General features: G+C 70.6%; 10 protein-coding genes and 1 pseudogene. 8 read left to right on the top strand and 3 right to left on the bottom strand.

Annotated features, from left to right (window positions below; all coding sequences use genetic code 11):
• Positions 1 to 126: 126 nt before the first annotated feature.
• From ACWEKM_RS41030 to ACWEKM_RS41020, 3 genes and pseudogenes are all read left to right on the top strand, one after another.
• Positions 127 to 273, top strand: a pseudogene (locus ACWEKM_RS41030) (peptide ABC transporter ATP-binding protein); the annotation flags it as partial.
• A gap of 80 nt (positions 274 to 353) precedes the next feature.
• Positions 354 to 1,373, top strand: a complete 1,020-nt coding sequence (locus tag ACWEKM_RS41025; protein WP_451626393.1) for an oligopeptide/dipeptide ABC transporter ATP-binding protein — start codon at positions 354 to 356, stop codon at positions 1,371 to 1,373.
• Positions 1,370 to 2,323: a dihydrodipicolinate synthase family protein gene (locus ACWEKM_RS41020; RefSeq protein WP_451626392.1), complete on the top strand. Its 954-nt coding sequence runs from the start codon at positions 1,370 to 1,372 to the stop codon at positions 2,321 to 2,323. The genes ACWEKM_RS41025 and ACWEKM_RS41020 overlap by 4 nt, the downstream gene beginning before the upstream one ends.
• A 178-nt stretch (positions 2,324 to 2,501) precedes the next feature.
• Here ACWEKM_RS41020 and ACWEKM_RS41015 read toward each other — a convergent pair whose 3' ends face one another.
• The 3 genes from ACWEKM_RS41015 to leuA form a co-directional block, all read right to left on the bottom strand.
• Positions 2,502 to 3,689: a sialidase family protein gene (locus ACWEKM_RS41015; protein ID WP_451626391.1), complete on the bottom strand. Its 1,188-nt coding sequence runs from the start codon at positions 3,687 to 3,689 to the stop codon at positions 2,502 to 2,504.
• Positions 3,690 to 3,853: 164 nt separating this feature from the next.
• Positions 3,854 to 4,549 (bottom strand): TerB family tellurite resistance protein, encoded by a 696-nt coding sequence (locus ACWEKM_RS41010; protein ID WP_451626390.1) that lies wholly within the window; start codon positions 4,547 to 4,549, stop codon positions 3,854 to 3,856.
• A gap of 218 nt (positions 4,550 to 4,767) precedes the next feature.
• Positions 4,768 to 6,489 (bottom strand): 2-isopropylmalate synthase, encoded by a 1,722-nt coding sequence (leuA, locus tag ACWEKM_RS41005; protein ID WP_451626389.1) that lies wholly within the window; start codon positions 6,487 to 6,489, stop codon positions 4,768 to 4,770.
• Between the two features lie 354 nt (positions 6,490 to 6,843).
• Here leuA and ACWEKM_RS41000 point away from each other — a divergent pair, with 354 nt between their 5' ends.
• The 5 genes from ACWEKM_RS41000 to ACWEKM_RS40980 all read left to right on the top strand — a co-directional run bounded on the left by ACWEKM_RS41000 (position 6,844) and on the right by ACWEKM_RS40980 (position 11,682).
• Entirely contained in the window at positions 6,844 to 7,914 is a 1,071-nt protein-coding gene (locus ACWEKM_RS41000) for a M4 family metallopeptidase (RefSeq protein WP_451626388.1), read from the top strand.
• Between the two features lie 21 nt (positions 7,915 to 7,935).
• Positions 7,936 to 8,202, top strand: coding sequence for a protealysin inhibitor emfourin (locus ACWEKM_RS40995; RefSeq protein ID WP_451626387.1), 267 nt, complete (start codon positions 7,936 to 7,938; stop codon positions 8,200 to 8,202).
• Between the two features lie 483 nt (positions 8,203 to 8,685).
• Complete coding sequence (locus ACWEKM_RS40990; protein WP_451626386.1) at positions 8,686 to 9,618, top strand: helix-turn-helix transcriptional regulator; 933 nt, start codon at positions 8,686 to 8,688, stop codon at positions 9,616 to 9,618.
• A gap of 356 nt (positions 9,619 to 9,974) precedes the next feature.
• Positions 9,975 to 10,541: a TIGR03086 family metal-binding protein gene (locus ACWEKM_RS40985; RefSeq protein WP_451626385.1), complete on the top strand. Its 567-nt coding sequence runs from the start codon at positions 9,975 to 9,977 to the stop codon at positions 10,539 to 10,541.
• 61 nt (positions 10,542 to 10,602) lie between these two features.
• Complete coding sequence (locus tag ACWEKM_RS40980) at positions 10,603 to 11,682, top strand: hypothetical protein (RefSeq protein WP_451626384.1); 1,080 nt, start codon at positions 10,603 to 10,605, stop codon at positions 11,680 to 11,682.
• Positions 11,683 to 11,956: the final 274 nt, after the last annotated feature.

Genomic DNA, 11,956 nt, shown 5'->3' with positions numbered 1-11,956 from the left:
TCTCACGGTCACGCCCGGCGAGACAGTCGGGGTGACGACGGAGAGCGAGGCGGTCAGGTGAGCAGGCGGGAGGCGGCCAGGCGAGCACGCAGGAGACGGTCGAGCGAGCACGCAGGAGACGGTCGAGTGAGCACGCTGGTGGAGCTGCGCGACGCCCACGTGGTCCACCGGGCCCGCAGCCGCGGGCTGTTCACCCGGGACCGGGTGTACGCGCTGACCGGGGCCGATCTCACGGTCACGCCCGGCGAGACAGTCGGGGTGACGACGGAGAGCGAGGCGGTCAGGTGAGCAGGCGGGAGGCGGCCAGGCGAGCACGCAGGAGGCGGTCGAGTGAGCACGCAGGAGGCGGTCGAGTGAGCACGCTGGTGGAGCTGCGCGACGCCCACGTGGTCCACCGGGCCCGCAGCGGCGGGCTGTTCACCCGGGACCGGGTGTACGCGCTGACCGGGGCCGATCTCACGGTCGCGCCCGGCGAGACGGTCGGGGTGGTCGGCGAGTCCGGGTGCGGCAAGTCGACGCTGGCGAAGGTGCTGGTGGGGGTGGAGCGGCCGACGTCGGGCACGGTGTCCTTCAAGGGCCGCGACCTGTGGTCCATGCCGACCGCCGAGCGCCGGACCACGGTGGGCGCGAGCACCGGGATGGTGTTCCAGGACCCGTCGACCGCGTTGAACCGGCGGCTGCCGGTCCGGCGGATCCTGCGGGATCCGCTGGACGTGCACGACCGTGGGTCCGGGGCCGAACGGCAGGAGCGGGTGCGCGAGCTGATGGCCCTGGTGGGTCTCCCCCGAGCCCTCGGCGACGCCCTGCCCGGCCAGCTCTCCGGCGGCCAGCGGCAGCGGGTGGCCATCGCCCGCGCGCTGGCCCTCGACCCGGATCTGCTGGTCGCCGACGAGCCGACGAGCGCGCTGGACGTGTCCGTACGGGCGCAGATCCTCAATCTCCTGCTGGATCTGCGGGAGCGGCTCGGCCTTGCGCTGGTGTTCGTCTCGCACGACATCCAGACGGTGCGACGGATGAGCGACCGGGTGGTCACGATGTACCTCGGCCGGATCGTCGAGGAGACCCCGGCGGACCGGGTCACCGACCGGGCCCGGCACCCGTACACGCGGGCCCTGTTCTCCGCGACGCCCGGCCTGCTCGACCCGATCGACCCGATTCCGCTGGCCGGCCCGGTGCCGTCGGCGACCCGGCCGCCGAGCGGCTGCGCGTTCCGCACCCGCTGCTGGAAGGCGGACGATCTCTGCGCTTCGGTCATGCCGGACTTTTCAGCCGCGTCGCACCCGGGACATCGCTACCGTTGTCATCATCCTGTGGAGGAGGACCAGTCGACCCGCGACCTCGTGCGCCAGAGTCTCCCCAGGGAGCCGCCATGACCTTCCCCGCCCCGAACGACCCGACCGGGGTGTCCGGTGTCGTACCGCCGGTGTGCACTCCCCTGACGCCGGAGGGCGAGGTGGACGTCCCCTCGCTCCTGCGGCTCGTCGACCATCTGGTGGAGGCCGGGGTGCACGGCCTGTTCGTGCTCGGCTCGACCTCGGAGGCCGCCTACCTCACCGACCGGCAGCGGCGGCAGGTGGTGCGGGAGGTCACCGGGCATGTGGCGGGCCGACTGCCGGTGCTGGCGGGGGCGATCGACATGACGACACCGCGGGTGCTCGACCATGTCGCGGCGGTGACGGAGGCGGGCGCCGACGCGGTCGTCGTCACCGCGCCGTTCTACACCCGCACCCACCCCGCGGAGATCGCCCGCCACTTCCGGCTGATCGCGCAACACAGCACGGTTCCGGTCATCGCCTACGACATCCCGGTCGCCGTGCACTCCAAGCTGCCCGCCGACCTGGTGCTGGAGCTGGCCCGGGACGGGGTGCTGGCCGGGCTGAAGGACTCCAGCGGCGACCTGGGCGCCTTCCGCGAGGTCGTGACGGGCGCCCGCAACCTGCCCGGCGGCTGCGCGGGCTTCGCCGTGCTCACCGGTTCCGAGCTGGTCGTGGACGCGGCGCTCGCGCTGGGCGCCGACGGGGCGGTGCCCGGCCTGGCCAACGTCGACCCGCACGGCTACGTCCGCCTGTACCGCCTGTGCCGGGCGGGCGACTGGGCCGGCGCCCGGGCCGAACAGGAACGGCTGTGCACCCTGTTCGCCATGGTGGGCGTCGGTGATCCGGCACGGATGGGCGCCAGTTCGTCGGCGATCGGCGCGTTCAAGACGGCCCTGCACCTACGCGGAATCATCACCTACCCGACAACCGCCGCCCCCCAAATCCCCCTGACCCCCAAGGAATCAGCCCACCTCAACAAACACCTCGCAACAGCGGGCCTACTTTAAAACGCCCTGGGCTACAGCGCCCCCATAGGGGCGCGGGGCTGTATCGATGTGCGGCTCCGCCGCGATGGGGTCCCCCCTGTTCGAGCGAAGCCGAGAACTTGGGGGAGCGACCAGCCACAACGCACCCGCAGACAAAAGAAACCCCTCCCGGCCAAGGCCGACCGCCCAGGTCACCCGTCTAGGTCACCCGAAGGCGGCGAAACTCGATCGTCTCGTACGCACCGCTGGTACCCGTCTCGTAGAGGATGCCGACCGTGCCGGCGTCGAGCTGGACAAGATCGGAGTACCCGGCCTTGTCACGGGACAGCGTCCGCGCCTTGGTGAACCTCGCCCCGCCGTCCGCGCTGCGCCACACGGTCATCGCCTCACGGGCGGTGGGCACGGACGGCGCGGAGAACAGCAGCGGGGCGTGCCGCCCGCTGAGTTGCAGCACCGATCCCTGGACGACGGGGACATCGTTCAGGGTGGGCTGGACGGCGTAGGGTCGGTCAAGGGTCTGGCCGCCGTCGCTGGAGTAACTGTCGAGCCGGTTGCCGGGGCTGCTGCCGTTCTGGTCCCGGGAGCTGAAGTAGAGGCGGCCGTCGGGGAGTTGGGCGGCCGACGACTCGTTCGAGTTGATCTGGCCGTCGTAGGAGTCGTCCACGAAGCCGAGCTGCCAGGTGCGTCCGCCGTCGTCGCTGTAGAACGCGTGGCCGCCGTAGTACTTGGCCTCCTGGCCGGTGTCGCCGGATCCGGGCGGCGGGGCCGCGGAGTGGTTGGCGGGGACGACCAGTCGGCCCGCGTGCGGTCCGCGCGTCAGGGCCACCGCGTGGCCGGGTCCGGTGGCGTTCCAGCGCCAGTCGGCCGGCTTCACATCGGCCGTGATCTCCTGGGGCGGCGTGAAGTGCCGGCCGTCGTCGAGGCTGCGCTGGACGAACACCCGGCGGCCCTGCTCCGGGGTCACCTCGCCGCGTACGATCTGCGCCTCGGTGACATCACCGCTGTTGTACGAGGTGACCAGCACGATCGCGCCGGTGCGCGGGTCGACCACCGGGGCCGGGTTGCCCCGGGTGTCCCCGTGCCCCGCGGCGACCACCGAGAGCGGTCCCCAGGTGCAGCCGCCGTCGGTGGAGCGGCGCAGGACGACGTCGATGGCGCCGCTGTCACCCGCGCCATTGTGCCGGCCCTCGGCGAAGGCGAGCACGGTGCCTGCGCGCGTCCTGACGACGGCCGGGATGCGGTAGGTGTCATAGCCGCCCCGGCCCGCCACGTAGGGCACGGAGGAGGCGCAGCCTGGCTTGGCGACGGCGGGCCTTGCGACCGCGGCGGGGGTGACCGCGACGGCCAGCACGGCGGCGGCGAGAAGGGTACGGCTCAGGAGAGTCATCGCCACTCATTATGGGGTCCCGGACGCCGCCCGGTCCGTCGCCTGCCTCCCGGACCCACCGGTCCCGGCCGTACCAGCACAACCCACAGCGCGATCGGCAGCCACGGCACGGCGCGGCGCCGCGGGCGTGTGGTTTCTCCGGCCCGAGGAGCTGGTCCGGGGCGTCAGGAGGGCGTGCGGGCCGCCGCCAGCAGGCGGGTCACATCGTCGGAGCAGATGGTCAGGGCGGCGCCGACGGTGGCGAGGACGTCGCGTTCGGCGGGGGTGTAGGGGCCGTCCGCGAGGGCGATCCGGGCCGCCTGGAGCAGGATGGACTCCCGCCCGCCGGGGGCGAGGTGCGGGGCGAGCGGGTCCAGCGCCTCGTGCAGCTCTATCGCCAGGCCCGCGCCGGCCGGCTGCTCGAAGACCCGGCCGGTGTCCGCGGCCAGCGCCTCGACCAGCGCGCCGAGCTGGTCCTCGGTACAGTCGGCGAACCCGGCGGCACGGACCGTGCTGGCGGCGGCGGCCAGGGACGTACGGGCGCAGGTGCCGCCCGCGGCCAGCACCGCGAGGGCCACGGTGTGCACGGCGTCGCGGAGCATCGCGGAGAAACGCGAGGTGGTCGGGTGGTCGAGGACCTCGGTGCCGTAGTGGTGGCGGCAGGCCGCGCACTCGACGACGGGTCCTGTGGTGCCACGCGGCAGCACGGGCACACCGAGGAGGGTGAAACGGCGGCGGCCGGTGAGCCGCTGGTAGTTGCGGTCGCCCCCGCAGCCGGGGCAGAAGAACTCGCCGTCCCCGACGGGTGTCCATGCGGTGCTGGTGCCCATGATGCGGGCCAGCCTGGTGGCACGGCCGTCTCGTCCCCGTACTGGCAGCACGTCGCACCTCCGTAACTCCCCCACTGCCTCATGGGCGTGGGCGGTGCCCCCACGCGGCACCATTGCCGCGCTTGCGTGATGTTAGCCACATCGGCGATGTGGAGTCAGTACCCCGTACGAGACCTTTCCGTTACCTGCGCGCCGAAGTGGCCGGTAAACGACATGGGCCCGGCCGTTGCGCGCAACGGCCGGGCCCATGAAATCGCCGGTCAGAGGGATCAGCGGGCCGCCCGGTTCACGGCGGAGACGACGGCCTTCAGCGATGCACGTGTCGTGTTTGCGTCGATTCCAATGCCCCAGAGAACCTTGTCGCCGATAGCGCACTCGATATACGAGGCGGCCTGCGCGGAGGCACCCTCGCTCATCGTGTGCTCCTGGTAGTCGAGCAGGCGTACGTCGACGCCCAGGGAGTGCAGGGCGTCGAAGAAGGCCGAGATCGGACCGTTGCCGGAGCCGGTCAGCACGGTGTCCTCGCCGTCGACCGTGGCCTCGACGGTGAGCGTGTCCACGCCGTCCGTGTCGGTGGTCGACTGGCCGGTCCTGACCTGGATACGGCCCCAGGGGTTGTCCGGGTTCGGCAGATACTCATCGCGGAAGGTGGCCCAGATCTCACTCGGGGTGATCTCGCCGCCCTCGGCGTCCGTCTTCGCCTGGATGATCTTCGAGAACTCGATCTGCATCCGGCGCGGCAGGTCCAGCTTGTGGTCGTTCTTCAGGACGTAGGCGATGCCGCCCTTGCCGGACTGCGAGTTGACGCGGATGACCGCCTCGTAGGAGCGGCCGACGTCCTTGGGGTCGATCGGCAGATACGGCACGGCCCACTCGATGTCGTCGACGGTGACACCCTTGGCCCGCGCGTCGGCGTCCATGGCGTCGAAGCCCTTCTTGATGGCGTCCTGGTGGGAGCCGGAGAAGGACGTGTAGACCAGGTCGCCCACGTACGGATGGCGCGGGTGGACCTCCATCTGGTTGCAGTACTCCCATGTGCGACGGATCTCGTCGATGTCGGAGAAGTCGATCTGCGGGTCGACGCCCTGCGAGAACAGGTTCATGCCCAGGGTGACCAGGTCCACGTTGCCGGTGCGCTCGCCCTGCCCGAACAGACAGCCCTCGATGCGGTCGGCGCCGGCCATCAGCGCCAGCTCGGCGGCGGCGACGGCCGTACCGCGGTCGTTGTGCGGGTGCACGGACAGGCAGACGTACTCACGGCGGGAGAGGTTGCGGTGCATCCACTCGAAGCGGTCCGCGTGCGTCGAGGGGGTCGAACGCTCCACCGTGGCGGGCAGGTTGAGGATGATCTCGCGACCCGGGCCGGGCTGCCAGACGGCCATGACCGCCTCGCAGACCTCCAGCGCGAAGTCCAGTTCGGTGTCGGTGAAGATCTCCGGGCTGTACTGGTAGCCGAACTCCGTCTCGGGGCCCAGCAGCTTCTCGGCGTACTCCATCACCAGGCGGGTGCCGTCCACGGCGATCTGCTTGATGTCGTCCTTGGAGCCGCGGAAGACGACCCGGCGGAAGACCGGCGCGGTCGCGTTGTAGAGGTGGACGGTGGCGCGCCTGGCGCCCTTCAGGGACTCCACGGTCCGCTCGATCAGGTCCTCGCGGGCCTGGGTCAGCACGGAGATCGTGACGTCGTCCGGGATCGCGCCCTCTTCCTCGATGATCGAGCGCACGAAATCGAAGTCGGTCTGGCCGGAGGCCGGGAAGCCGACCTCGATCTCCTTGTAGCCCATCTTGACCAGCTGGTCGAACATCCGGCGCTTGCGCTCGGGCGACATCGGGTCGATCAGGGCCTGGTTGCCGTCACGCAGATCGGTGGAGAGCCAGCGCGGGGCGGCGGTGGTCCGCTGGTTCGGCCAGGTCCGGTCGGGGATGTCTACCTGCTCGTAGCGGCCGTACTTGTGGATCGGCATGGAACTGGGCTGCTGGCGGTTGGCCATGATGGCGTGGACTCCTCGAAGATGTCCGGTTGTGTCCGGTGTCCGGAAGGACGGCCGACGACGCAACGCCAAGCTCCGCGGGGAGGGGGTCGGCCTCGACTACAGGCCCTCGCCGCGGCAGCTAAGGAGAAGCAGCCCGAAACGCATGATGTCCCGCAGCCTAGCCGAGCCGCGCCGGATGCGCGGGTCCGTATCAGTATGCGGGACCCGAGGGATGAACAACCCGAGGTGCGAACAGGGCAAAACGTGCGCCATACCACTCCGCGTGAGCGGCCGGGGCCTCTCGGCGCGGCATTTCATCAATCATGGTTGCAGGTAGTGACAGAGAGATAACTCAGTGCAATGGTGCGGGGCATGACGACGACCGGGGGCTTCGAGCCCGTCTTCTGCACCATCGTCCCGCCGCACGTCCTCGACCGGCTGGCCCAGCACGAGGACTCCGCGCTGTCCGGCCCGGCCCGCCGGACCCTGGAGCGTGACGCCTACGAGCGCACCCACCGCCGGCTGACCACGGTCATCGGGGTACCGGCCGTCGCCCCGCCCGCGGGTGCCGCCGCCGACCGGCCGCAGCGCACCGTCTACGACGCGGAGCACCGGCAGGACCTGCCCGGCACGCGGGTCCGCGAGGAGGGCTCCGAGCCCGGCGCGGACGCCACCGTCAACCGGGCCTACGCGGGTCTGGGCGCCACCTTCGAGCTGTATCTGAAGGCATACGGCCGCTCCTCGATCGACGGCTCCGGTCTGCCCCTCGACGCCACCGTGCACTTCGGCGAGGGCTACGACAACGCCTTCTGGAACGGCGAGCAGATGGTGTTCGGCGACGGGGACGGCGAGGTCTTCCTCGACTTCACCATCCCGGTGGACGTCATCGGCCACGAGTTGACCCACGGCGTCACCCAGCACACCGCGAACCTCACCTACTTCGGCCAGCCCGGCGCCCTCAACGAGTCCCTCTCCGACGTGTTCGGCTCGCTGATCAAGCAGTACGCGCTGGGGCAGACCGCCACCGAGGCCGACTGGCTGATCGGCGCCGGGCTGCTCGCCCCGCGCGTCACGGGCACGGCGCTGCGCTCGATGAAGGCCCCGGGCACGGCGTACGACGACGATGTCCTCGGCAAGGACCCGCAGCCCGCGACCATGGCCGGCTATGTGAAGACCGGCCGCGACAACGGCGGCGTGCACATCAACTCCGGCATCCCCAACCACGCGTTCTACCTGCTCGCCACCGCGCTCGGCAGGCACGCCTGGGAACGGGCCGGGCAGATCTGGTACGACGTGCTGACCGGCGGCGAACTGCCGTCCCAGGCGAGCTTCGAGGACTTCGCGAAACTGACGGTCGCGGCGGCCCGGACCCGCTACCGCGAGGGCGAGGAGCAGCAGGCCGTGCTGAAGGCGTGGCAGCAGGTCGGGGTGCGGACGGCCTAGGTCCGTACTACACAGGGACCCATGCGGATTCAGGTGAGGCGCACGGGCGGGTTCGCGGGCATCGAGCGGCACGCCGAGGTGAACACCTCGGGGCGGCCCGACGCGCCCGAGTGGCAGTCCCTGGCCGAGCGGGCGCTCGCGGCCGGCCAGGATGTCCCGTCGGCCGGGGTGCCGGACGGCTTCCACTACGAGATCACGGTCGACGGGAGGACGGTGTACGCGACCGATCCTCATCTGACGGAGGCGCAGCGGGTGTTGATCTCGCGGGTCCTGAAGGAAGGGACGTAGCGCTCCCGGCCTCGGGGAACAGCGGTACAGCGGTACAGCGGTACAGCGGTACAGCGGTACAGCGGTACAGCGGTTAACGCCAGGCCGGCGATCATGGGCTGCTAGCACAGGTGATCGACGCTGGGGCGTCGCTCGCCTTCGAGCCGCGCCGGCAGGCGGCACTGTGCCGAGCCGAGTCGACGCCGCGGCTCATCGCGTCACCGTGAGTGCCGATGAGCCGTGAGGAACGCATCGACTGGGACGGGCATCCCGGACATCACCCAGACCAGACCCGTGACCTGCAACTTCACGATGCACAGTGCTCACTGCACCTTGCCGACGGCGAGCATGGTCCCGCCGTGCGCGAGGGCCGGCGCTGTCTCGCTCCGGCGGCACGCGCCGCGGCGATTCCCGTGAGGTCTCAGGTGCCACGTGCTCGGCGGCTTCGCGCCTGCTACTCGCAGGGGCAGGCTAGATGAAGAGAGCCTGTCCATACTCGGTCGCATGGACGAGACAGCGCACGGCAAATCCCTCCTCGGTGAGTTCCTGTCCCGGCGCCGGGCTCAGCTGAAGCCGGCGGACGTGGGGTTGCCGGACTACGGCGACCGGCGGCGGGTGCCGGGGCTGCGGCGTGAGGAACTGGCCCAGTTGGCCGGCGTCAGCGTGGCCTACTACATCCGGCTGGAACAGGGGCTGTCGCTCAACGCCTCGCCGCAGGTCCTCGACGCGCTGGCCACGGCTCTGCGGCTGGATGACGCGGAGCGGCGCCACCTGCACACCTTGTCCGATGATGTCCGGCAGAGCCGTCGCCGGCTCCCCGCCGAGCGTGTCACCGCGGCGGTGCGCCAACTGGTGGATGCCTTCGGGGACTCACCCGTGGTGGTCCTCGGCCAGCGCTCGGACATCCTGACGTGGAACCGCGCCGGGCATGCGTTGTTCGCCGGGCATCTGGCCCCGGACAGCCCGGATCAAGCGGCCACGCGCCCCAACACCGCCCGGATGGTATTCCTGGACGCCCACACGCGGGACCTGTACGTGGACTGGCCCAGGAAGGCACGGGATGTGGTGGGCAAGCTGCGGCAGGTGGTCGGCAAGTATCCGGACGACCCGCATCTGGCCTCCCTCGTCGGCGAGCTGACGATGCGCAGCCCGCAGTTCGCCACGCTGTGGGCTCAGCACCGGGTGCGCGCCTGGGGCATGAACGAGTACCGGATGCGCCATCCGATGGTCGGGGAGCTGGACGTACTGCAGCATTCGCTCCCGGTGCCCCGGGGGCAGGGGATCCGGCTGGTGGTGACGACGGCGGCGTCCGGCTCCGCCGCCCAGGCGGCACTGCGATTGCTCAACCAGACCCTCCAGCCCACCGCGGACATGGCGGCGACCGCCCGCCCCGCCGCCGGCACCCTCGCACACGTCGTTCCTTCCGTACACCCCTGATCCGGCCGTCGGCCGCCGCAAAGCCACAGTGCGCTCAGAGCGTCACACCTGAACCTCACCCGATCTCGCCCGACATCGCCCGACCTCACCCGGCAGCCTCCGGCCCGAGGCCGGCAGGGAGCGCCGCGAGGGGCCTCGTCACGCACGCCTTCCGGCCGCCGATGACGCTGCCGCCCCTCTTCCTCTCCCCTGTGTCCCCGCCCGCCGGCATCACGCACCCGGTGCTCGCACGCGATGGGCGGACACACGCTGACATTGATCTTGGGCGGGGCGCGTAGCCGGCTCCCCCTTCCATCGCGGAACGACATCCGCAGAGGCCCGCACAGCCACTCTTTCACCCCTACTGGAGGTTCCCCATGTCCACCCCACCTGTCACGGCTTTCGCCGAGGTCATCGACACCATCGCCCACCTGGTCGAGGCCGTGGAGCAGGAGCGGTGGAGCGCGCCCACGCCCTGCACCGACTGGAACGTCCAGCAGCTGGTCGACCATCTGCTGGCGGGACAGCACACGTTCGCCGTCGCGATGGGCGCGCAGCCGCCTCTGCCGGCGCTCGGCCCCGCTCCGGAAGCGCTCAAGAAGACGTTCCGGACGTCGGCCGCCGCCCTGGTGGCCGCCTTCGAGGGTCCGGGAGCGCTGGAGCGCACGGTGCAGGCCCCGATCGGTGAGGTGCCCGGCGCTGTGGCACTGCATCTGCAGACGATCGAGCACCTGGTGCACGGCTGGGATCTGGCCCGGGCCATCGGCCGGAAAGCCCTGTTCAACGAGGCCACGGTCGAGCGGGAGACCGAGTTCGCCCGCGGCCTCACGGCACAGCTGCCGTCCGGACCGGGCGCTCCGTTCGCGCCGTCCCGAACCGCTCCGGAAGACGCCCCCGCGCTCGACCGGCTGGCCGCCCTGCTCGGACGCGACATCACCGAGTGACACCCACACAGGTCACCGCAGTACACGCCGGCCCCAACCCTCCCGAGGAACAAGGACAACAATGAAGAAGACGAAGCTGAAGATCACCATCGCGGGCGCGGCACTTGTCGCCGCCGTGGCCACCGGGACGGCGTTGGCCGCGAACGGTTCCGCTGCCGGATCCGGCTCCACATCCGGCGCCGAGCAGACCCGGACCGAGCAGGCCGAGCAGAAGACGCCCAGCGTCATCAAGGCCGACGGCTCGAACGTGTTCCCGCACTCGCTGGACTTCGACGCGCGGTCGAACACGTTCTTCGCCGGGTCGCTGAAGCACGGCACGGTCTCCGCCGTCAGTCCTGACGGGAAGGTGCGCACCCACATCGACGACCCGGAAATGGTGTCGGCGCAGGCCGTCCTCGTCGACCGCGAACGGGACCGCATCCTGGTCAGCAATGTGGACTACGGCACTGCCGACCGTTCCAGGAAGAACGCCCCCTTCCGCGTCGCCGGTGTGGGCAGCTACGACCTGGAGAGCGGGAAGCAGGACTGGTGCGTCGATCTGACCGCGGTCACCCTGGACGGCAAGCAGCACCTGATCTCCGACGTGACGGTGGCGCCCGACGGCACCGCGTACGCCGTCGACGAGCTGACCCCGACGGTGTTCCGCATCGACCGCAAGGGCCACGCCTCGGTACTTCTGCAGAACGACCTGCTCAAGGGCACGCTTGATATTCCCGACTTCCTGAACGGTGTGGGCATGTCAGCGGTGGAGTGGGTGGAGGGAAACCAGCTGATCATCGCCATGGCCGACGGCTCCCTGGTACGGGTGCCCGTCAAACATCCCGAAAAGGCGCAGGAGGTGAAGCTCTCCGCGCCGCTGGGGTCCCCCACGGCCGGCATGCGGCTCCTGAAGGACGGCTCGATCGCGGCGGTCAGCAGCGGTCTGCTGACCGGCAAGCCCGCCCAGATCCAGCGTGTGGAGCCCCGTGACGGCTGGAAGAAGGCCACGGTCAAGGTCACCGACACCGTCGTGGATCCCGTCACCAACGACGTGACCGCGGGACCGGACGGGACAACGTACGCGCTCAGCGGCGGGCTGGCCGACCTCCTTGCGGGCAAGCCCAACGACGGGTTCAGCCTGACCCCCGTCAAGACCGAGTAGCAACTCCTCGAACTCCCCGCACCCGTCGTCGCGGACGCTCTCGGCTACCACGACAAGACCACCAGCCGCCTCCGCAACGAGACCGGCGGAACCTGGAGCCGATACGCCCCAGGAGATCACACACGGTCACCAGCGGGCTGGGTTCCTCAGGGAACCGGCGACAGTTGAATACGAGAGCCCGCGCGCCATGAGGCGTTGTTCGATTGTGTGGAGGTGAAAGACCTACACCCTGGCCCTGTCGCAGCAGGGTCGTGAAGCTGAGGACAGCCTGATC

Source organism: Streptomyces sp. NPDC004752, from assembly GCF_053601275.1.
Note: the sequence above shows the minus strand (reverse complement) of the source record. Positions and strands in the feature narration are given on the sequence as shown.

Excerpts from the sequence above, each read along its gene's own strand:
- ACWEKM_RS40995 (WP_451626387.1), top strand. The coding sequence starts at position 7,936 with ATGCGGATTCAGGTGAGGCGCACGGGCGGGTTCGCGGGCATCGAGCGG.
- ACWEKM_RS40985 (WP_451626385.1), top strand. The coding sequence starts at position 9,975 with ATGTCCACCCCACCTGTCACGGCTTTCGCCGAGGTCATCGACACCATC.
- ACWEKM_RS40980 (WP_451626384.1), top strand. The coding sequence starts at position 10,603 with ATGAAGAAGACGAAGCTGAAGATCACCATCGCGGGCGCGGCACTTGTC.
- ACWEKM_RS41015 (WP_451626391.1), bottom strand. The coding sequence starts at position 3,689 with ATGACTCTCCTGAGCCGTACCCTTCTCGCCGCCGCCGTGCTGGCCGTC.
- ACWEKM_RS41000 (WP_451626388.1), top strand. The coding sequence starts at position 6,844 with ATGACGACGACCGGGGGCTTCGAGCCCGTCTTCTGCACCATCGTCCCG.
- ACWEKM_RS40990 (WP_451626386.1), top strand. The coding sequence starts at position 8,686 with ATGGACGAGACAGCGCACGGCAAATCCCTCCTCGGTGAGTTCCTGTCC.
- leuA (WP_451626389.1), bottom strand. The coding sequence starts at position 6,489 with ATGGCCAACCGCCAGCAGCCCAGTTCCATGCCGATCCACAAGTACGGC.
- ACWEKM_RS41020 (WP_451626392.1), top strand. The coding sequence starts at position 1,370 with ATGACCTTCCCCGCCCCGAACGACCCGACCGGGGTGTCCGGTGTCGTA.